The following is a 20779-nucleotide window of genomic DNA, read 5'->3' as shown; positions in this document are numbered from 1 at the left end:
ACGACTCATCCGACCATCATCCCTGACTCACGGCTCAGTTAAGTTGACAGAGCCCGCTGTGGTCTGGTCAGTGGGGCGACCTGATGCTCGTCGCGGTGTTAATGGTAGTTCGGGGGTCCGACAGTGTTGCGGTCATCGCGGTGGTGTCTTCACGCTCGATCGAAGCGACGAAGCGACGTGCGTCAGATGCCTCGCGGATCCCTCTGTGCGTGGATGCTTTGCAGCGGATCAGGTCCGGTTCTCGAGTTTGTCCGCCACTCGTTTGCCCAGAAGTTTGTCCACGGGGTGCCGATCGATCTGATTCAGCGACAAGGACGACTCGGGGTGGGTCAAGCGGGTCACGGTCGCAGTCGAGGGCTCCGGCACCTCCAGCGCCACCTCACGTGCTTCGACGGAGTCGATATTCTCGTACACCCATTCGTTCACGTCGTCTTCTCGTCCGAAATCCGCGGTGAGGAACCAGCTGGCGAGGAACATGCGACTTTTCGGCAACAGCGTCCACACTTTTTCGCGGTCGATCGCAGCGCGTGCACCCGGACGCGTGACCGCGAGCCATTCCAGCGCCCCGCTCGACGCATTGCTGACCCGCCAGAACTCCCAACCATCTTTAGCCACGTACGTCACTACCTCGCTCTGATCAGCCAACTGGGTTCGCGCGAAATTTACCGTGCCGCATCTCCAGCAGTCCCTCCGGTACGGAGCCAGTCTTGCGGATACGGTTCCTGTCGCATGGACGACATTTTCCCTTGGATGTCGGAGATCAAACTCTGTGCGGTGAAAGCCAGCTCCATGGGTCGGAGACGTATGAGAGCATCCGTTATGGGCCGACGTCGAAAGAACAAAAATTCGGTAGAGCCGCCAAGCGAAAGCAAACGTCAGAGAGTTGCACGTGCCGAGTTGAAGCAGGTGGAGCAGTTTCTTACGAACTGCGACCGACGTCGCATCTGCTCGCGCCTTGTCTGAGCGTAAGCGCGAACTGGTTGCCGAAGCTCGTCGTCTTCGCCGGCAAATGTACCTGCGATTAGGTCCGAAGCCTCCTCCTGCGGCGAAGAAAGCTCCGTATTGCGGAAGGCCGGCACCGGCCGGAGGGATCCGCTCTGTCGTTTCCGGCGGTCTGCCAGGAACGGGTAAACACCGATAAACAGATCCCTGCCCGTCTTAGAGGACGTGCTTCCTGCTTTGGCCCCGATCTGTAAATCTGCCGAGCAGGAGAAGGAAGCGGACTCGCATTTCACGAGCAGCACCAGGGCCGATGACTTCCTTGCCTCCCTCTGACCCGCCGTATCGTCGATATGCAGGTCCCAAGCGGCCGGTGTTGTGAACGACCAGCCACTGCTCATGAGATCGGATAATCTGAGCGACCGCTTTCGTTGGCTAACCTGACGTGGAAGAGAACCGATACCGAGATGAACCAGAAATACTGGGATGATCTGACCGCCGAAGGCCGGGAACTCACGCGGGTCGCAGAGGGCGAAGCCCGAGATTTGAAGGTGCCACTGCATGCCGAGGATCGGGTGGCTGTTCGAAAGCTGGCCGATACCTACCGCTCATCGGTCCGCGATGCGCGCTATCGCGACCCCGATCGACCCGAGCATCGACTGCAGGATGTCGTTGATGCGTACCGGTGGATGTACCCACATGCCTCGCAGTGCGTCGGTCCGCGAGGAGTGATGCGATTCGCATCCGGTTCGAACAGAACGTAGTCGGGCAAACGTAGGACTCGACACCATCGAAGAGCGCATCGCTGCGGCCGAGGCTGCAGGACGTCGGCTCTCACTCTGGTAGCGACGCTGCCGCAATATCGTCGATGCACATTCACGGAGAACGTATTTTGTTGCAGTGCAGCGCCTTTCGCCGAAAGAATGACATAATAACTCTTATCGGTACATGCGGTTCGCCGCAGATTCACGATAGATGCCGTCGCGCACGGGTCGCAGCGCCATGCAGACAAGGTCAGCTGCATCAGGGTCTCAACTCTTGAATGTCACACACACGTCCGCATCAGATCCTCCACTGTTCCAGCCTTGGCTAATACTCCCACCGCCAGCCCACCGCGAGAAAACGCTCACGCACCCGAAAGCCCGCACCGCGCCGCGCAGTCACAAAAACCGCGCGTCAAGTCTCCAGAATATGAGTCCACCTCTTGGCGGTCTCCAGGGATTGCGCGCTGGTGTAGTTCCCGATGGTTCCCGATCCCAGATTCGAGAACCACCGGGTCAGCCTTCACTATCAACGGAAAGAGTGCGCCCCGAATATGCGAACGTGCGCATTCGACGATCCTCGAGTAATACCGTCGAAGCACCCGTGCGACAAGGCATGGGTGTCATCGTCGAAGGAGTCAGACATGAAAGCCCTCGTCTATCACGGTCCCGGCAAGAAATCGTGGGAGGACGTACCCGACGCAGTCATCGAAGATTCGACCGATGTCGTGGTCAAAGTGGACACAACCACAATCTGCGGGACAGACCTGCACATCCTCTCCGGTGACGTCGCCGCCGTCACCGAAGGACGCATCCTCGGTCACGAAGCAGTGGGGACCGTTACCCAGGTAGGTGATGCGGTAACCTCGTTCTCAGTCGGAGATCGTGTCCTCGTCCCTGCTGTCACCAAGTGCGGTCGATGCGCGTATTGCCAATCCGGTATGCCCTCGCATTGCCAAACCGTCGGTGGGGTGGGGTGGATCCTCGGACATCTGATCGACGGCACACAAGCAGAGTTCGTTCGCGTTCCGTACGCCGATACATCCCTGTATGCGGTTCCGGACGATATTTCCAATGAACAGGCGATCTTTCTCGCCGATTCACTGCCCACCGGGTACGAAGTGGGGGTGTTGGCGGGCAAGGTTCGCCCCGGCAGCACCGTGGCGGTAGTGGGAGCCGGCGCGGTGGGGTTGGCGGCGATTCTCACCACCGGATTGTGGGGCGCGGCCCGCACCATCGCCATCGACTCCAACAAGTTTCGCCTCGAGAAAGCCCTCGAATTCGGAGCAACAGACGTCGTCGAAGTCGGACCGGGAACCGTCGCCGACGTCATAGCACTCACCGATGGCCTTGGCGTCGATGTCGCCATCGAAGCCGTCGGGTATCCGGAAACACTCCTGACCGCAGCATCCCTGGTGCGGCCCGGAGGCACCATCGCCAATGTCGGAGTCCACGGAACCCCAGTCGAGTTACCGATGCAGGACTTGTGGATCCAAAACCTCACCCTGACCATGGGTCTGGTTGACACCGTCTCCATCCCGACGCTGTTGAAGATGGTCGGAACGGGACGCATCCGATCAGAACTGATGGGTACGCATTCATTCACCTTCGACGAATTCGACCGCGCCTACGACACATTCACTCATGCAGCCGACAACAAGGCACTCAAAGTAATTATCTCGCCAGCCTCCTAGCCACCCGCATCTCGGCTGAGATTCCGCCCCAATATGACGGAATCTCAGCCGATGTAGCTGATCCCGAAGGCATCAATCTTCCTGTACAACGAGGACCTGCTGATTCCGAGCAGAGCAGCAGCGTCGTACCGATTTCCACCTACTTCGTACAGCGCCTGGATGATCGTGTCGCATTGCGCAGTATCGAGGGGCGAGAGCTTGCGGGTCGCATCACGAAAGTGCAGTCGTGGCAAGTCTGATGATTGGATTTCGCCAAAGGGTTTGTTCGCCACCACATGTCTGAGGACATCCTTGAGCTCACTGATGTTCCCCGGCCAGGAATACCCTTCAAAGACCCGAACGACCTGCATTCCCAGGCGCAACGAGTGCCGGGTCGAGATCTCACGAAGGATGGAGCGAGCGATGTCAGCGACGTCGTCGACACGATGCCGTAGCGCAGGAATTCGAGTCACCTCGCGAAAATGTGCGCCTATAAGCGCATACGGGTGACTCTGGTCAACAGCAGTTGCGTCGACGCAACCGATGATCATCGGCGGATCAATTGCCTTGGAAAGAATGAGCAGGGCATTGTTTAGTGCGCGTACATCGTTGACATTGAGACTGTTCAGCGATCGCAGGACCAATAGTCGATGTGACGCTCGATCTGATACTGATGCCGACAACCTGTCGAGGGCAGCAGAGACATCGAGCCGTGCGCAGTTGACTGTCTCGATTGCAGCGCCGGGATATTGCGAGGTGAATATCGCTGCCGCCATTGTGCACTTGCCGGTTCCTGCCTCGCCGACGAGAAGCTGATTGCGATGCTCGGAGATACTGACGGCAACTGCCTGCCGCGCCCTCAAATACGGATTGAGCAGCGACTGGTTCTTTGTCCGTCGTACTCTGCGATTGTCGCCGGTGAGGTTGGTCGTGTAGTCACGTGGACCTACCGAGCCGACGTGTGCACCTTGACGGCTTGTCGATCCTCCGCCATCGTGCACATCGGGCAAGGTTGCGGTCAATACACAACCGGTGACCTCACCGAGATCAAATAGAGGTTCGACGTCGACATCCAGATGCCCTCCATCCGACAGCACGATCCTGCGAGATTCGAAATCCCCGTCCAACAACGCCGAACGTGCATGGGTGATCATCTCTTCAAGGTCACCGCCGGGAACTGCGCGATGGAGGGCGGACGTGTGGGTGAGCAGGTGGATGCCGTCGGTCGCGAGAACGAGATCCCCCTCGCCGTACGCCTTAGAAGCGAAATACGATGCTAGAGAATAGATTCCACGTTGCTCTGCTTCAGAAATCAATGTGTGGACGTGTTGTGCCAGAAACTTCGATACCGAGGACGTCATCGGTGAGTACTCCGAGAGATGATTGATCACCACCACTGCCCCAGATACCGATCCGTCGATACCTCTGATCGGTGATGCCGCCTCTGCAATGGCGATCAGTTCGTCATTCCAGTGCTCGGGCCCGACGACGGAGGCCGAAGCCCCCCTGAGCGCACTGAGGTAACCGGCATTGGTTCCGAGACACGACTCGTGCGCATCGGACCCGATGGTCATCCCAGCGGAATTCAGCATGTATTTCAGAGACTGGTCGCCGTCATGTCGAAAGCAGAGTCGATGGTGTGCGTCGACAACGATGATCGAGCTACGGGAGTCTGGATCCGATGCAATGAAGCTCGACAGCGTAGCTTTCGCAGCCTCGATCACTCGAGCGTTTCCTGGGCTCTTCCGAAAGTCGAATGCTGTTCCGTGCGCTCTTCTCTCGTCTGGTCTCCTGCATCGGTTCCAGGAGGCGAGTATGTCAGCGTGGACATGCGCCGCAACATCGACCGTACCGTCACCTTTCTTCAAGGCCGACCGCGCAACGTAAAACTCGGGGGTGAACACATTAGCTTCCCGCAACGTCCTACACTTTCATTTTACATACACAAATCGACGGAAGCACGGATTTAACTCCACAGGTGTTTCGTTTCATATCTTGTAGATTTTCATTTTTCGATACAGCGATGATCGAGCAATTCCGAGGCTCTTTGCTGTACGCATTCTGTTTCCATCATTCTCTTCCAGGCTTTTTACTATAGCCTCCCGCTCTAGATGTTCGAGAATTCCAGAAGCATGAATCGATGACAAACGGATGGAAGCGGGAAGATCTTCCACCTCTATCATCCCAGAAGGTTTTTTCGACAAGCATTCCGAGAGTGTATGGCGCAATTCAGTTATGTTACCCGGCCAGGAATACGTGGAGAGCTTTTCGAGCGTTTCACTATCCATTTCCGGAACATCGTTGTCGGATATTTCGTTCAGTATTTGCCGTACAAGGTAAGGGAGGTCGTTTGTGCGGTGTCGGAGTGGTGGGACCTGTATCGATCGGCCGAAAATTCCGCGAAGTGATCGATGAAAAGGATTGTCTTCCGGCTCGGAGCTTTCCGTTTCCGTCACCATGGCCGCCGCTCCAACGAGATTTCCCTGTGAACTTATGTCGGATAGCACCTTTTTGACAGAGGTCGTCTCGTTGGTTGTCAACCGTTCCGGATGCCGCAAAATAACGTACACGCTTCTGTTTCCATTGGAACTCATCTCCGATTTCATGTCGTTCGTAAGAAATCCTGGTTCAATGTCGACAACAGTGACGCTTGGATGAACATTGCAAACCATGTCCCTGATCAGTTTTTCTTTTCCCGCTCCTCGTTCTCCGATTACAACGACATTTTCTTTTCGTTCTACCGCATCTCTTGTCAAGGATGTGACACTCTTCCATACCGAGGACACTTCGTTACATGGATCGGAGTCGTAATTGCGTCCAGCGACCGCCGAGGAGCCGCTGTTAATATTGAATTGAGGCACTTGTGCAACAGTCGTTCCGTGAACAGCTGAGTCTATTATCGTTAAATCCGCTATCGACACTCCGACGCCGATGACGGTCTTGCCTGACGAGATTCGAGTGGTTCGTATTTTTACTATTCGCTGCGGAGAAAGTTCGATCTCTTCCGTGGCTTTCGTTGCCCGTTCCGCGAGATACAGTGCGTGTTGGACGATTATTCTCTGCTCGTCGGCGTCGAAGAGTTTCTGCGCTTTGCTGGTAGAGATCAGAACGTTCTTTCCTGCCACAAGCAGTGGTGAACGAGTTTTTGCTTCCATTTTCGAGAATGCATTGAAGAGGATGCGTTGGTTCAGTTCTCGATCGTTGAGCAATGCGGTTTCGATTGTAGAGGCGGCGGAACGAACGAAACTGTGCAGCAGTGGGGTCGAGTGCTCGACCAGGCAGGTCAGATCGAGTACACCCTCGATGTGTCCGGAGAGGGGGTCTCGGATCGGGGCGCCGGAACACGAGTACTTTTGGAATCGCTCGTGAAAGTGTGCTGCTCCGACGATATGGACCGAGCGACCTGATTCGAGGACCGTACCTACTCCGTTGGTCCCGACCTCACTCTCGGCATAGCTGAAACCTGGGGCCAGCGAGATCGTATCGACGAGTGCGCCGATCGCAGAGTTGGTGTCCAGCCTGGAGAGCACTCTCCCCTTGTTGTCGGAGACCGCGACGCTGAGCGGCACGTCCTCGGTGTATTCGATGAGCTTTTCGAGTACCGGCTGGGCGTAATGGACCAGGCGTGATGCGACGTCGACATCACCGATGTACCGGATATCGCCGCCTTCGGGGGAAACTCCGGCGGCTTGCGATCGGAGCCAGGACGCAGCGACGAACTCGTCCGTCCCTCCTATTAGGGCGTCTCTGTCGCCTAGCCTCACGCGCTTTCGGTCGTCACCGTCGGTGTCGTCGACGATCCCCATCATTGTGTCCTCCATAATGCCGACCTGCTTAGACACCGCAGGTGCTACGCGCTTGCCGAGGCGATCCGTGCATTCAGGAAACACCCGGCGGTGGTGGTGTGGAGTGTCCCAAGGTCGGACACTCCACACCCTTGCTCCCGGTGTGATGCTTTCCGGTGTTCGCAATCGAAGTGATGTCCATCACTTTAGTTTCATTCCTTCTCGACAATGCTAGGAGCCTCGATGGAGCGTTTGATCAACATCGACAACGGCGGAACTTTGACCGATATCTGCGTCGGCAGTGGATCCGAGTTCGCATTCACGAAGACACTCACGACTCCGGTCGATCTGTCCCAGTGCCTGTTCGACGGTATGACCAAGGTGTCCTCGGTCATTTACGGCGAACAGAACCTTTCGGGTCTGCTGCATTCGACTCAACACATCAGGTATTCCTCCACCCAGGGCACCAATGCCCTCGTGGAGAGGAAGGGTCCTCGTCTCGGCTTGATCATCGATGATGCCGCCATCGTGGACGAGCTGCGCATCGACGCTGAGTCTGCGTCGCTCTTCGACGACTTGGTCGGTCCCCGCACCTCGGTGGTCTCGGGTGAGCTCGATGCCGACGCCTTGACCACGACATTGGTCGCGGAGATCAACAGGTTGACGACAGCGGGTGCGGAACGGCTGATCCTCGCTGCGAAGACCAAAGATCGTGAGGCGCTGTTCAAACGGATCATTCTCGAGAGCTTTCCGAGGCATCTTCTCGGGTCCGTCCCTGTTCTCTTCAGCTGGGAATTCGCCTCCGACGAATTGCGATCACGCCGAATCTGGTCCGGCATCATCAACTCGTTCCTGCACCCCACCGTGGAACGCTTCCTCTACAGCGCTGAACGACGCCTACGCACCTACAAGATCAAGAACCCGCTGCTCATCTACCGTAATGACGGGGCGTCCTCGCGGGTCGCGAAGTCCGTGGCACTCAAGACCTATTCTTCCGGACCGCGCGGAGGGCTCGAAGGCACACGCGCACTGGCCCAAGCGTACGAGCTTCCCCATGTACTCATGATCGACGTAGGCGGAACCACCACCGACGTGGGGACGGTGAAGAACTATGCCATCGCCACCGAACGCCGCGGCCGGATCGCCGGTATTCCCGTCTCCTACGAGCTCAGTGACGTCAAGTCCGCCGGTGTGGGCGGCAGTTCCATCATCGCGGTCGAGAACGGCCGGATCGTGGTCGGCCCGGAAAGCGTCGGCGCGGCCCCCGGCCCCGCGTGCTTCGGCTTCGGTGGCAAGAAGGCCACCATCACCGACGTCAATCTGCTTCTCGGCGTTCTCGACCCCGATACATATCTCGACGGCGAAATGTTCCTCGACGCAGAACGGTCCCGCGCGGTCATCAGCGAGAGTGTCGCCGAACCGTTGGGGATCAGCGTTGAAGAAGCGCTGATCGAGATGGCTGCCGCCTACGCCGCGAAGGTGGCGGAGTCATTTGCCGCAGCCGTCGAGAGCGCAGAGACCACGACGGTCGCCGCATTCGGTGGCGGTGGCCCGATGAGTGCGTGTGATGCCGCGCGACTTGCCGGAGTGCGGCGCGTTCTCGTCCCGAAACTTGCCGCCGTGTTCTCCGCGTTCGGTATCAGCTTCTCCGACATCGCCCAGTCCTACGAGACCAACATCACCGACTGCACCTCTGCGGAAATCGCTGCGGCAGTGGATGAATTACGTGCGCGTGCAACACGCGACATGTTCCAAGAGGGATATGACATCGCTGATTGCTCGTTGGAGTGGGCATCGCTGGTCGAGGATGCCGACGGCGCGGTGACCCGGACGGAGTTCGACAGCGGACTCGACGTCAGCTCGGCTGCCGGGAACAAGACCCTCCTGGCGTTGAAGGCGATCCGGGAGCTTCCGCATTCGGTAGTCAAGGGCGGATCTCCGGAGATGAAGTCGGCGGCAGTGTCCACCATGACGCGATCGGTCCGCACTTCCGCGACTTCCGTCGAGGATCTTCCGGTCTACCAGCTCGACCAGCAGGTTGCCGGTGCGATGGCATCCGGCCCGGCCATCGTGGAAGGGCAGTTCTTCACCGCTCAGGTTCCGGCCGGCTGGGACTTGGAGATCTCCAACTCCGGCGACCTGATCCTGACCGACACCGTGTAATCGGGCCCGACGGTACCGCCCGAACCGTGACATCGACATTTCTCGACACGAAAGTAGAGAACATCATGCGTATCCCCATGACCGAATATCTCGCAATCGATCTCGACTCCGAGCGGTGGCTCTGCCGGGTCTGCCAGCACGACCTGGGCAATGCTCGGGGAAACTACAAAGAAGGCACTCTGGTCTACGACCGAGACCCCCGCGAGATTCACCCCTCGATTCTCGATCCGGAGAAATACGAGTACACCTTCGCCCCGGATCCGTTGTTCTGCCGCATCCTCGAATTCTATTGCCCGGGCTGCGGCACGCAGATCGAAACCGAATACACCCCACCCGGACACCCCCCGACCGTCGACATGATCTGGGACATCGACGCGCTCAAGAAGCAGTGGGCCGACCGCGACGGCGATCCGGAAACACTGATCAACTACGGGCCCGGCGAGAACGCCATCTCCGAACCCCGAACCCCGCATTCGCACTCCCATTCACACGCTCAGCGCTGACCCCGGATCGAAGGAGACTTTCATGAAACGCATTTCCGTTGACATCGGTGGAACATTCAGCGACTGCTTCTTTGTCTGGGACGATATCTACGTCGAAGCGAAGGCGCTGACCACTCACCACAACCTGGCCCTCGGCTTCAACGAAGCACTCGACTTGGCATGCGCACGCGCCGGTGTCAGCCGCAGCGACGCCCTCCGCGAGGTCGATTCGGTCCGCTACGCCACCACACTGGGCACCAATGCACTCATCGAGGGCAAGGGCCCCAAAGTCGCCGCCCTGGTGACGCACGGATTCGAAGACACAATCCACCTCTCCCGTGGCCGCGGCTATGGTGAGGGCCTCGACGGCATCAAACAAGGTGACATGGCGGACGCCCAACGACCGGATCCTCTGGTGCCGCGTCACCTGGTTCGATCCGTGAAGGAACGAGTCGACGCCGTCGGCGAGATCCTGGTTCCACTGATGGTCGACGACGTGCGTCAACAAGTTCGTGAGTTGGTGGACAACGGCGCCGAAGCCATCGTCGTGGCGCTGACCAACGCCACCGAGAACTCCGCCCACGAGCAGCAGATCCTCGAAATCATCCTTGATGAATACCCCACGCACCAGCTCGGCGCGATCCCCGTTCTGCTCAGCAGTCAGGTGTCGGGCCGAAAAGGCGAATACGTCCGGGCGACATCGACAATCGTCGACGCCTTCCTCCACGAGACGATGTTCCACGCGCTCAATCAGCTGTCGAGCAACCTGCGTGACTCCGGATACGAGAAGCCGATGCTGGTCATTCACAATTCCGGCGGCATGGCCCAGCCGAACTCGACCGATGCGCTCCAGACCATCCACTCGGGCCCGATCGCGGGAGTCGGTGGGGCACAACACTTGGCGGAAACCACCGGAATCGGTGACGTCGTCTCGATGGACATGGGGGGAACATCGTTCGATATCGGTCTGGTCCCCGAGGGCGGGGTTCGCCACTACGATTTCCAGCCGACCATCGGCCGCTGGCTGGTGTCGGTTCCGATGATCCACCTCAACACCCTCGGCGCCGGCGGCGGATCCATCGCTTCTTTCGACCGGATCCACAACTCGGTGAAGATCGGCCCCGAGTCGGCAGGTTCGGACCCCGGCCCCGCCTGCTACGACCGCGGCGGTTTGCAGGTGACGGTCACCGACGCCGATTTGGTGCTCGGATACCTAGACCCCGAGAACTACGCCAACGGCTACATCGCGCTCAACAAGAAGCGCTCCACCTATGCGATCGACGAAAATCTTTCCGACGAACTCGACATGGATGCTGTCGATGTCGCGAAGGTCATCAAGCGCACCGTCGACGAGCAAATGGCCATCGGCATCGAGAAGGAACTGCGCTCACGTGGCGGTCTCGTCGAGGACTACACCATGCTCGCCTACGGCGGCAACGGCCCGCTGCACGCCTGCGGGATCGCGGCCAAGGCCGGAATCAGCAAGATTCTCTTCCCCCCGTTCGCATCAGTGTTCTCCGCCCTGGGCGCGGGCAACATGAAGCCCTTGCACATCCACGAACGGAGCGCGTACATCGTGCTCTACGAACCACGTGAGCGAACCATCTACGACCAGTACGAACAGCTCAACACCTACATCGGCGAGCTCGAAGCCAAGGGCGCCGAGGACCTGGTCCGTCAGGGCTATAACCGCAGCGACGTCAAGTATCGACTCGAGATGGACATGCGTTACGGCAACCAGTTGGTCACCACTGCGGTTTCTTTCGACATCAACCGGGTCGACGGTGTCGCCGATGTGCTGTACCTGATCAAAACGTTCGCCGAGATCTTCGGTCAGCGGTACGGCGAGGGCACCCAGGCCCCCGAAGCGGGCGTGCGCGTGCAGACCTTGCGCGTCGCCTCCTACATCGACGGCGACGTGGTCAAATTCGATTCCATCGACGCCGGCGGTGACCGCGCAATCCCGACACCGGTAGCGACAAGGAAAGTCCACTTCACCGACATCAGCGAGCCTGTTCAAACCCCGGTCTACGACGAGAATGCACTCGACCACGCGTACGTGATCGCCGGCCCCGCCATTGTGACGACAGAAAGCACCACCTACCTCGTCGAACCGGGCTGGCGACTCGAGCCGACCGTGCAAGGCGCCGTCTGGCTCCTCAAAGACTGACGAGCAGTCGAATCAACCACAGTTCTTTCTAAGGAGCCTGAAAGCATCATGACAATTCTGGACAACGGCACCGGGCCATCCGCCGACCGCGACGGAACCCAGCAACTCAGCGAACAAGAACAGCAGTGGGTCGACAAGTTCATGGACGAGACCACCCTCTTCCTCGGACCCGACCCCGACATCATGCGGCACCACCAGATCGCGCCGCGCACAGCGCACGAAAGCTACTGCATGACATCGGATACCGATCCGATCGAAGCTGACCGCATCCGCAAACGTCTCGCCGGCGCACTCGACGAGGCCTTCGAGATGTGCGAAAGCATGGGCGCGGCCCCCGGCGCGAAATGGGCGGATCTCTCCGTCGCCGTCTACACAGCCGAAGGCGACGTCAGCTACCTCTCCAACCGCGGCGTCATCGCCTTCTCCGCAGTGTTGCACCACCCGATCCGCTACATCATGAAGAACTGGAAAGACGAACCGACAGTCGGGATCCGGCCCGGGGACGGCTTCTTCCACAACGATTCGCGGTTCGGAATGGTGCACAACACCGACCAATCGATGCTGGTACCCGTCATGCGCGACGACCGGATCATCGCGTGGGTAGGGGCCACCATCCACGAAGGCGAAAACGGTGCCTGCGAGCCGGGCGGAATGCCGTCAGGCTCCGAAACCCCCTTCGACGACGGGCTGCGCGCCTCACCGATCAAGATCGTCGAAGGCGGGCGACTACGCCGAGATCTGCTGACCTTCCTCCAGCATTCGACACGTGACCCCAAGCTCATGCTCGCCGACATCAAGGTAAAGATGGGCGCCGTCAGCAGAGTGATGGACACCGTCGACCGCCTTATCGACGAAGTCGGCGAAGAAGCATTTGTCTCCACCCTTCGCACCACCGTCGAAAACGTCGAAGCCGAGGTACGGCGCCGCATTTCGGATCTTCCGGACGGCACCGTCACCTTCAACCAGTTCGTCGACTCGACCCTCAAAGAAAACATTCTGATCAAGTTCGCCTGCAAGATCACCATCAAAGGCGACACGATGACCGTCGACCTGACGGGCACCGGACCGGAGATCCTCAACCGGGCGATCAACTCCCCCCTCGGCTCGACCAAATCGTTCATGACGCAAGCGATTCTGTCGTACTGGTGGCCGGACCTCCCCCGCAGCACCGGCGCCCTCTCCCCCATCGAGGTCATTTCCGAGGAACACACCTGGGCAGACGCCGGATACGACGCACCCGTCGGACAGTCACTCCAAGCTTCGTTCCGCGGATTCTCTGCCCTGCAGACCGCATACGCGAAGCTGCAGTTCTCCTCGCCCACCAAGTACTCGAACGTGATCGCCCCCTGGTTCAACCAGATCAACGACTTCCTGTGGGGCGGGACCACCCAGCACAGTGAGCAGGTCGGCAACCTCTGTGCCGATCTGAACGGAATGGGCGGCGGCGCCAAGGCATTTCGAGACGGCGAAGACGGCGTCGCACCCCTGTTCTGCGCGATGGCCGACATCGCCGAGCAAGAGGTCATGGAAGAAGAGGTCCCGTTCCTGCAGCTGGTCAGCAAGCGACTGGTCACAGACAACCAAGGCTTCGGCAAATACCGAGGCGGCATGGGCTACGAAATGATCGTCGCCTCTCGCGGCACCCCCAGTTGGGGATTCATGACCGTCACCTCGGGCTCGAAGTTCTCGTCGGTGAGCGGAATGTTCGGCGGCTACGGATGCCCCACCTATCCGTTGTCGATGGTCAAGAACATCAATATCTACGACATCATCCGCAAAGATCCGTCACAGTTCGACCTGTCCATCGAACGCGTGATGAACGAACAACCCTACGAGGGTGGCAAATACCTGACCGGCCACATGGGACTGCAGTTCGACGTCGCCAAGGAAGGCGAGCTCTACATGATCAGCCAGGGCTCCGGCGGCGGCTACGGCGACATCCTCGAACGAGATCCCGAGCTTGTCATGGCGGATTTGCAACTCGCGCGGATCTCGGACAAGGTGGCCGGTGAACTGTACGGCGTCGTCTACGAACCCGACACCTTCGTCGTCCGCGAGGAGGACACCACGGCGCTACGCGCACAGATGCGTCAGGACCGCTTGAAGCGAGGCAAGCCGTACAAGGAATTCGTGGCCGAGTTCGTCAAGCCCGAACCTCCGAAAGAGTTGCTGTACTTCGGTTCCTGGGGTGATGACAACGACCAACTGGTCGCCACCCACTGGGGTAAGAGTGAGCCGGAGCGGGTGACCGCGCGGCTCGAGGATCTACCCCTCATCATGATTCCGGACCGCCGCGTGCTCAAGATCGAGGAGCTGAGCAAGCGGGTCCGCGAGCTTGAGGTCAAGTGCGGCGAGGAAGTCCAGCACAAGTCCTGACCCTGCCGATACCGCGCGGTGATGCTCCACCGACCCCTGCACCACGTCGGTGTGAGCATCACCGCGCGGTATCGCACCAATCTCTCGAGGAAGACCATCATGTCCGCCAGCCTTCTCACCACGATCGCCACACCGCCCTCGGGCCGCGCCACAGCACTCCTACTCGATCACCACGAGTACGCCCAATCGGTGTTTCTGCGCAACCGCCCGGCCCCCTGGGACGACCCCACCAGCTACGCCCGCTTCTTCAACCAAGCACAAGGCCTACTCAAACCCGACCTGGCCATCCTCGACCTGAACCACTTCTACACTCATCACCTCGAACAGAACCCCACCCTGCGAGATGCACTGTCCCAGAAGAAAAGAACCGGGTACGCCCTGCGAACCATGCTCGCAGACAAGGCCCTCACCAGTGGCGCCATCGAACTTGCACAAACACTGACAGCAATGGCATCAGGACCAGTTGTCCTGCAGATCCCCTCCCCCATGCAGTGGCTACAAGCCACACACCACCATTCGGGTTCTTCCGACATCGACAGCCTCGATGCTGACGACGCGGAAAACTCGTCGATGTACGTCGCCGATTGGCTCCGCGGCTTCGCAGCACTCCCGTTCACGGCGATACTCCTCGATGACCGACCAATAACCCCCTCCGCCCCCGCCACGCCGGTCGGGTTCGACGCCTACGCCCCGATCGTCAACGTCACCGCGCACTACCGACTGGTCGTCGGCATGCGCGACGCCCACGGTGTGACCCTCCATCAGCAGACCACCCGCGGAAGTATCCTCCCCGAAAACTACTGGCTCGGAGAACAAACAACACTTCCTCCCGGCGACTTTCACATCACACAGATCCCCGCCACCGCAATCCCCGAAGTAGTCCTCAACCAACTAGCCCAGCTAAAGTGACACAGATCTCATCTGCGCCGTGAATCATGTGGCAAGGTTCCGGCTCAGTTTCGCGGAGAACGTCGACTTCCGTGCTCCGTTTTGCCCCCGTTCCGGGGGGTTGCCCATCCTCGAAAACCGGCAATGATCAGGTAGAATGTATAACTATGCGCACGTCCCGTGTCAACAAATTTTCGAGACGATGAAGGAGCGCTGGTGACTGACTCTCACCTCACCAGACCTCCCTCATCGCTCATTTCGCGATCGCGCCTGACAGAAGCTGAAATCGATCGTGCACTTGCCGCAGCGACGGCCGGTCACCGCATGGCAGGTATGGAACCCCACCGCCGCTGATTCGAAATTGGCCGTAGGCAATTGCGCGGAGAAATCACCGGGGACGAAGCTGTGAACCTTGCCATCGCTGCAGCGCTCACAGCACGAAACCACTGTAAGGAGCAATGCTCATGACCACAGCACGCAAAGTTGTCGACGAGCACGCGGGCGCTCGCAGTATTGAAGAATCTGTGCAGTTCGCCACCGCCGGCGTTCGACTGGCCGGCGGTACCGTCACCGAAGAAAACGAAGCCGCGACCCGCCGAGTACTCACAGGCGAGAAAACAGCAGAACAAGAGCTGTCCGCGCTGCGCCGCACACTGGGGTACTGACGACCCTTGCCGCCGAAAACTGCACAGTTCCGTTCCTGGGATGACTACTACATCCCAGGAACAAGTGTTCGGAAGTGAACAGCACCTGCAGGAACCTCCATGGCGTCTGAACGGCTAGAGGAGGCGGCATCAGCGACCAGACGATCTATCGATTCTCCGCCAGTGCATCTCGCAGCGCGGTCAAGCCGGGAACTCGTTCGCCGAGTGCGGCCCCGAACGGTGCAGGCGGCTCGGTCGTGGTCTGTCGCTCCGACCAGGTTGTGGGGCCGAACAATCTTCTCGTATGTACGCTTCCGTGTTTGCCGTTGGCCTGGGGCAGGTGAATTTTCGACTGTTCGGTGCAGGAATCAGTCATCAGTGTCCCGAATCTCTCTTTCGCCCATGAGAATTCGGATCCGTCGACGAAGTGGTGATGGCTTGTACGGCTGAGTAGAGCGCACACCCAGTCAGCGAACTGGATCGTGGCGTACAGGTGGCTTTCGACTTGCATCGGTGACTCGACGACACGCCGCTGATCGGTAGGCGAGGATCTCGAATAGATGAAGCTCGACATCATCTCCACGGCATGAAGGCGTGGTTTGTCGTCCACGGAATCGAGCACCACCATGATGTTCGTATCGCGGTCGCTGGCGTACGTGCTCAGGCGCATCAGGGATTGGCGAAGGTGATGGGCATTGCGTGCCGACGAGGACTCCCCGTCTCCTTCTCCGAACCGAGAGGCTTGACCTGCCCGTAGTAGATGATCTTGCCGTCGAGTTCGGTCAGGCGACGCATCAACCTCCGAAACGCATGACTGGCTTCCGGATACCTCACGATGTTGCGCGTGGTGAACAGCGAAGCGCCTTTCTTCTCCCACCTGCGGGGATGCGCGTTCGCCTTCTGGATCTCGAACTCGAGCAGCGTTTCCTTGATGTGTTCGAAGAACCCGCCGAATTTTCGAACATTCTCCGCCGGCATCACGAAACCTGCGTACCCGAACACCGGATGGTCGTTGAATTTCGGATGGTCAGGGCCGATGTAGGGTCCGATGTGGCCGAACTCGTCGAGATACGCCAGAAGCATCCGGTCATGCTAGCGAACCACCGGCACTGACACGGAAAGCCCGCACAAGGCGGGCTTCCGGAAGTGGCGCGCAATCCGCGAAGGGACCCGCTACCGATGTCAAGATTAGCTGGAGATCCATCGAACTGCAATGACGACGCACCCCGAGGGGCCCTGTGCTGAAGTGTGCTGCGACGATCAGCTGACCGAAACCCCGGCACTCCAGTTTTGACCCGAGCACCTCGAAGGGCGAGCAGGCCGCGCGAGCGATCACGAAGACCGTGTGGGATGAGCTCCTCGTTCAGGAATTCGAAAGACAGATCGAACCGCTACAGATTTCCGGTGAATCGTCCACTACAACAAAAGGCAATGTGGGTGCGCGATGGATCTCCTGTCCGCCGGCAATCAGCGGTGTAGCCCACGTTTGTGGGGCGACGCCTTCCTGCCATTCTGTGGAGCACGCCCATTCCAATGTGTAAGTCCCTGCGGGAACGTCGACCACAGTCACGCTTTCGCTTTGTCCTGGGATCAGCGTGATAGGAGGATTCGGTGAGTCGCTCCCGGTTTGTCCTACTGTGAAGACGGTTTGGCTGTAGTCCTGTAAGTATTCTCCTGCAGGGATGGGCTTGGCGCCGACTCCGGCGCAGGTCACCGTGAGATCTGAATTGTTGGTGAAGGTAGTGATCACCGTGTGTTCGGAAACATCAGTCGATGCGGTCGATGCGGTCGGTGCGCCGTTCGGTGCAGCGTGGGCGAGTCCTGCCGGAGCGATCAGGGACGCGGCAGTGATGGAAAATGTTATGCCGAACTTTCGCACGAACTTTGGCATGTAAAGGCCCTTTCGATGAGATGTGTTGTTCTCGTGAATACGTGAAGCGGGAAAGGCCTCGGTCCGTGACGTACAGCCTGGTTCGTTACCGGATCTTTCCTGGTATCACCAGGGTGTTAATTCTCATTCGAGAATATCCGGTGGGTTTTTCCGGCCACCTTCGGTGTCCCCCGAAATGAACTCCGCTACGCTCCGTTCTGTGAAAAACATTGATTTGTTTCCTTACCGTTTTTTGCTGGGCGGTGATGGCCGAATATTTGTAGGTTCGGAGCTGCCTGGGGACGCCGGGTATGGCTCTTTTTGTTTCTGCTGTGCGCATGGCTGAAGGAGAATGGCCGCCCGGTGTTCTCGACGACTCGACCGCTGATACGAAAATCGGGGTGAGATGCGCTGGTAACTCGGGTCACATGGTGGTGATCGGATCGAGTGTGACCTGGTAGCCGAGGTGGTTGAGTTGGCCGATCAGACGCCGGGTGGCCCGGGTTTTCCCGGTTCGTTCGAGGAAGTAGTTCCCGCCGAGATCTCGGTAGAAGGTGTCATGGGTAAACATGTGCCAGACGGCGATGAGGATCGAATGCTGCAGTGCGACGAGTGCACGTTTGCGTCCACGCCGCGCCATCACCCGCCGGTAGCGCGCACCGAGGTAGGTGTCTTTACCTCGGGATGCGGCGATTGATGCCTGTCCCAGAACGCCTTTGAGCCAGGGATCGCCCGGTCTGGTTGTTCCGGAGGAGCTTTTGTCAGCGGATTCGTTGTTGCCCGGACACACCCCGGCCCAGGATGCCAGGTGCCCTGCGGTGGGGAACTGTGTGATGTCGGCCCCGATCTCGGCGAGGATCGATTCTGCGGTGTGTTCGCTGATGCCGGGGACCGTGGCCAGCAGTTCGATCTTGCGGCGGTACGGTTCCACGAGTTCGTCGATGCGGGCGTCGAGACGTGATTGCATCTCGGTGACGGAGTCGATGCGGTCGAGCATGGCGCGAGTGAGGAAGCCGTGATGGTCGGTGAACCGTCCCGTCAGGGCTTCGATCAGCGAAGCTCGTTTGACCCGTAGACGTCCCAGCGCCAACTCTGCCAGGACACCGGGGTCGTGTTCGCCCGCGATCAAAGCCTCGAGCATTGCACGGCCGGATTTCCCCATCACGTCGGAGACGACGGTGGTCAACTTGATACCGGCATCCTCGAGCAGATTGTGCAGACGCTGTATCTCGCGGGTACGTTCACGCACGACCTCCGTGCGGTACCGAGTCAGGTCCCGTAGCTGCCGGATCGGTTGAGGGGGAACGAAGCTCGGTCGTACCAGACCGTGCTCGACGAGTTTCGCGATCCACTCGGAGTCCTTGACGTCGGTCTTTCGCCCGGGGACCGTCTTCATATGTCGGGCGTTGAGCAGCCAACACTCGACATCGGATTCGAGCAGGTAGAAGATCGGCTTCCAGTACGCACCGGTCGCTTCCATCCCGACCACGCTCACGTGTTCCGATATCAGCCAATCCCGCATGGCCAGCAGATCTGCGGTCATCGACGAGAACGTTCGCACTTCACTGTGTCGCTGTCGCCGCGGCCCGGGAACACGAATGCATACCTTCACGTCTGTTTTGCTGATGTCGATACCTGCACATCGCTGATGCATCAGGTCCATAGCCGGTCACCTCTTCGTCCGTTCCTGATTCGCAGGGTGTGGTCGCCTCGGCGGGGATGGGCAGGCGAAAGAGTCTGATACTCGTGCTCGAAGCACCACTTCCGGGTGCCTGTCGGGCATCCCCGCATCCTGCTGATTGCCGGGCTCGAACGCGCCAAGCGGTCTCGACGTCTGCCGAGGTGACCACACACTAGTGCGGCGTGGGATAAATAATTAGACGGTATGGTTTGCGATACTTGCTCGTATGCGAGTTGCGCCTTTGGTTTTACGGGACGGGGATCTCGAGCGTGTGACGGCGTTGATGCGGTCCAGATCGGTCCGGGCCGGTCTCGCGCAGCGGGCTCGGATCATCGTGCTCGCATCCGAGGGCGAATCGAACACACGGATCGCGGAATTGGTGGGTGCAACCCGACAGACCGTCATCACCTGGCGGGCACGCTACGACGAAGCCGGAATGAACGGGCTGGTCGACGAGCCGCGTTCAGGGCGTCCCCGCACGATCGATCACCGAAAGATTGTGTCGGAAACCTTGATGCCGCCGCCGAAGAAACTCGGCGTCACCCATTGGAGCACACGTTTGCTGGCAGATCGATTGAAGATCAGCAACAGCACTGTCGCGGAAGCATGGCGCGAGTACGGTGTGCAGCCTTGGCGCAGTGAGACATTCAAGTTTTCTACCGATCCGGAGTTGGTTGCGAAGGTCACCGACATCGTCGGCTTGTACTTGGAGCCGCCGGAGAACGCGATCGTGCTCTGCGTGGACGAGAAATCGCAGATCCAAGCCTTGGATCGGACGGCGTCGACGTTGCCGATGCAGATCGGGATCCCCGAACGGCAGACTCACGACTACGTCCGTAATGGCACGACCACCTTGTTCGCGGCATTGGAGATCGCGACCGGAAAGGTCACCGGGATCTGCCGGCCCCGGCACCGCCACCAGGAGTTTCTCGTGTTCCTCAAACACGTGGCACGGGCATACCCAGACCAGGAACTGCACCTCGTGATGGACAACTACGCCACCCACAAAAAGCAGGAAGTGCGGGACTGGTTGGCAGCGAACCCGCGCATCCACGTCCATTTCACCCCGACCTCGGCATCCTGGATGAACCTCGTCGAAGTCTGGTTCGGGATCATCGAACGCCAAGCCATCCACCGCGGCACCTTCCGCAACGTCCGCGAACTGACCACCAAGATTCGGGACTTCATCAACGGATGGAACCCACGAGCCGAGCCGTTCATCTGGACGAAAACCGCCGAGCAGATACTCGCGAAAGCCGACCGTCGAAAAACTTCAAGAACACCGCACTAGTTGTAGGAGGCGCGGACGTTGGTTACGCGGTGCCGGCGGTAAGCGGCGGGCGGTCG

At 59.2% G+C, this 20779-nt stretch carries 16 protein-coding genes; 10 read left to right on the top strand and 6 right to left on the bottom strand.

Annotated features, from left to right (window positions below; genetic code table 11):
* Positions 1–228: 228 nt before the first annotated feature.
* The gene (locus tag H7C86_RS34505) at positions 229–615 is read right to left on the bottom strand and encodes a hypothetical protein (protein ID WP_182263276.1); all 387 of its coding nucleotides are present in this window, start codon (positions 613–615) and stop codon (positions 229–231) included.
* A gap of 791 nt (positions 616–1406) precedes the next feature.
* Between H7C86_RS34505 and H7C86_RS34500 the strand changes: the two genes are divergently transcribed.
* Positions 1407–1703, top strand: a complete 297-nt coding sequence (locus tag H7C86_RS34500; RefSeq protein WP_182263275.1) for a hypothetical protein — start codon at positions 1407–1409, stop codon at positions 1701–1703.
* 641 nt (positions 1704–2344) lie between these two features.
* Positions 2345–3394, top strand: a complete 1050-nt coding sequence (locus H7C86_RS34495) for an alcohol dehydrogenase catalytic domain-containing protein (protein WP_182263274.1) — start codon at positions 2345–2347, stop codon at positions 3392–3394.
* 44 nt (positions 3395–3438) lie between these two features.
* Here H7C86_RS34495 and H7C86_RS34490 read toward each other — a convergent pair whose 3' ends face one another.
* On the bottom strand, positions 3439–4965 hold the full coding sequence (locus H7C86_RS34490) for a helix-turn-helix domain-containing protein (RefSeq protein ID WP_182263273.1): 1527 nt from the start codon (positions 4963–4965) through the stop codon (positions 3439–3441).
* Between the two features lie 396 nt (positions 4966–5361).
* Positions 5362–7215, bottom strand: a complete 1854-nt coding sequence (locus tag H7C86_RS34485; protein ID WP_259349400.1) for a sigma-54-dependent Fis family transcriptional regulator — start codon at positions 7213–7215, stop codon at positions 5362–5364.
* Between the two features lie 186 nt (positions 7216–7401).
* On the opposite strand from H7C86_RS34485, the gene H7C86_RS34480 reads away from it, so the two are divergent.
* The 7 genes from H7C86_RS34480 (at position 7402) to H7C86_RS34450 (ending at position 15902) form a co-directional block, all read left to right on the top strand.
* Positions 7402–9321: a hydantoinase/oxoprolinase family protein gene (locus tag H7C86_RS34480; protein WP_182263272.1), complete on the top strand. Its 1920-nt coding sequence runs from the start codon at positions 7402–7404 to the stop codon at positions 9319–9321.
* A 65-nt stretch (positions 9322–9386) separates the two neighbouring features.
* Positions 9387–9824, top strand: a complete 438-nt coding sequence (locus H7C86_RS34475; RefSeq protein ID WP_182263277.1) for an acetone carboxylase subunit gamma — start codon at positions 9387–9389, stop codon at positions 9822–9824.
* 22 nt (positions 9825–9846) lie between these two features.
* Positions 9847–11973 (top strand): hydantoinase/oxoprolinase family protein, encoded by a 2127-nt coding sequence (locus H7C86_RS34470; RefSeq protein WP_182263271.1) that lies wholly within the window; start codon positions 9847–9849, stop codon positions 11971–11973.
* A gap of 48 nt (positions 11974–12021) precedes the next feature.
* Positions 12022–14349, top strand: coding sequence for a hydantoinase B/oxoprolinase family protein (locus H7C86_RS34465; protein ID WP_182263270.1), 2328 nt, complete (start codon positions 12022–12024; stop codon positions 14347–14349).
* Positions 14350–14448: 99 nt separating this feature from the next.
* Positions 14449–15258 carry a hypothetical protein gene (locus tag H7C86_RS34460; protein WP_182263269.1) on the top strand — a complete coding sequence of 270 codons (810 nt, stop codon included), beginning with the start codon at positions 14449–14451 and terminating at the stop codon, positions 15256–15258.
* A gap of 195 nt (positions 15259–15453) precedes the next feature.
* Positions 15454–15591 carry a hypothetical protein gene (locus tag H7C86_RS37725; RefSeq protein ID WP_259349399.1) on the top strand — a complete coding sequence of 46 codons (138 nt, stop codon included), beginning with the start codon at positions 15454–15456 and terminating at the stop codon, positions 15589–15591.
* Between the two features lie 110 nt (positions 15592–15701).
* Positions 15702–15902 (top strand): hypothetical protein, encoded by a 201-nt coding sequence (locus H7C86_RS34450; protein ID WP_099699056.1) that lies wholly within the window; start codon positions 15702–15704, stop codon positions 15900–15902.
* A gap of 145 nt (positions 15903–16047) precedes the next feature.
* Here the strand turns inward: H7C86_RS34450 and H7C86_RS34445 are convergent, their stop codons facing one another.
* From H7C86_RS34445 to H7C86_RS34435, 3 genes are all read right to left on the bottom strand, one after another.
* On the bottom strand, positions 16048–16551 hold the full coding sequence (locus H7C86_RS34445) for a DUF3800 domain-containing protein (protein ID WP_182263268.1): 504 nt from the start codon (positions 16549–16551) through the stop codon (positions 16048–16050).
* Positions 16551–16964, bottom strand: a complete 414-nt coding sequence (locus tag H7C86_RS34440) for a DUF3800 domain-containing protein (RefSeq protein WP_182263267.1) — start codon at positions 16962–16964, stop codon at positions 16551–16553. Before H7C86_RS34440 ends, H7C86_RS34445 begins: the two co-directional genes overlap by 1 nt.
* A 1211-nt stretch (positions 16965–18175) precedes the next feature.
* Positions 18176–19414 (bottom strand): IS110 family transposase, encoded by a 1239-nt coding sequence (locus H7C86_RS34435; protein ID WP_182263266.1) that lies wholly within the window; start codon positions 19412–19414, stop codon positions 18176–18178.
* A 244-nt stretch (positions 19415–19658) separates the two neighbouring features.
* Between H7C86_RS34435 and H7C86_RS34430 the strand changes: the two genes are divergently transcribed.
* A complete protein-coding gene (locus H7C86_RS34430; protein WP_182263265.1) occupies positions 19659–20723 on the top strand; it encodes an IS630 family transposase in 1065 nt (354 codons plus the stop codon).
* Positions 20724–20779 lie beyond the last annotated feature (56 nt).

Origin of the sequence: Rhodococcus sp. UFZ-B548 (assembly GCF_903819475.1) — a bacterium.
Classification (GTDB): domain Bacteria; phylum Actinomycetota; class Actinomycetes; order Mycobacteriales; family Mycobacteriaceae; genus Rhodococcus_F; species Rhodococcus_F erythropolis.
Note: the sequence above shows the minus strand (reverse complement) of the source record. Positions and strands in the feature narration are given on the sequence as shown.

Excerpts from the sequence above, each read along its gene's own strand:
- H7C86_RS34500 (WP_182263275.1), top strand. The coding sequence starts at position 1,407 with ATGAACCAGAAATACTGGGATGATCTGACCGCCGAAGGCCGGGAACTC.
- H7C86_RS34495 (WP_182263274.1), top strand. The coding sequence starts at position 2,345 with ATGAAAGCCCTCGTCTATCACGGTCCCGGCAAGAAATCGTGGGAGGAC.
- H7C86_RS34490 (WP_182263273.1), bottom strand. The coding sequence starts at position 4,965 with ATGCTGAATTCCGCTGGGATGACCATCGGGTCCGATGCGCACGAGTCG.
- H7C86_RS34480 (WP_182263272.1), top strand. The coding sequence starts at position 7,402 with ATGGAGCGTTTGATCAACATCGACAACGGCGGAACTTTGACCGATATC.
- H7C86_RS34475 (WP_182263277.1), top strand. The coding sequence starts at position 9,387 with ATGCGTATCCCCATGACCGAATATCTCGCAATCGATCTCGACTCCGAG.
- H7C86_RS34470 (WP_182263271.1), top strand. The coding sequence starts at position 9,847 with ATGAAACGCATTTCCGTTGACATCGGTGGAACATTCAGCGACTGCTTC.
- H7C86_RS34465 (WP_182263270.1), top strand. The coding sequence starts at position 12,022 with ATGACAATTCTGGACAACGGCACCGGGCCATCCGCCGACCGCGACGGA.
- H7C86_RS34460 (WP_182263269.1), top strand. The coding sequence starts at position 14,449 with ATGTCCGCCAGCCTTCTCACCACGATCGCCACACCGCCCTCGGGCCGC.
- H7C86_RS34450 (WP_099699056.1), top strand. The coding sequence starts at position 15,702 with ATGACCACAGCACGCAAAGTTGTCGACGAGCACGCGGGCGCTCGCAGT.
- H7C86_RS34445 (WP_182263268.1), bottom strand. The coding sequence starts at position 16,551 with ATGCGCCTGAGCACGTACGCCAGCGACCGCGATACGAACATCATGGTG.
- H7C86_RS34440 (WP_182263267.1), bottom strand. The coding sequence starts at position 16,964 with ATGCTTCTGGCGTATCTCGACGAGTTCGGCCACATCGGACCCTACATC.
- H7C86_RS34435 (WP_182263266.1), bottom strand. The coding sequence starts at position 19,414 with ATGGACCTGATGCATCAGCGATGTGCAGGTATCGACATCAGCAAAACA.
- H7C86_RS34430 (WP_182263265.1), top strand. The coding sequence starts at position 19,659 with ATGCGAGTTGCGCCTTTGGTTTTACGGGACGGGGATCTCGAGCGTGTG.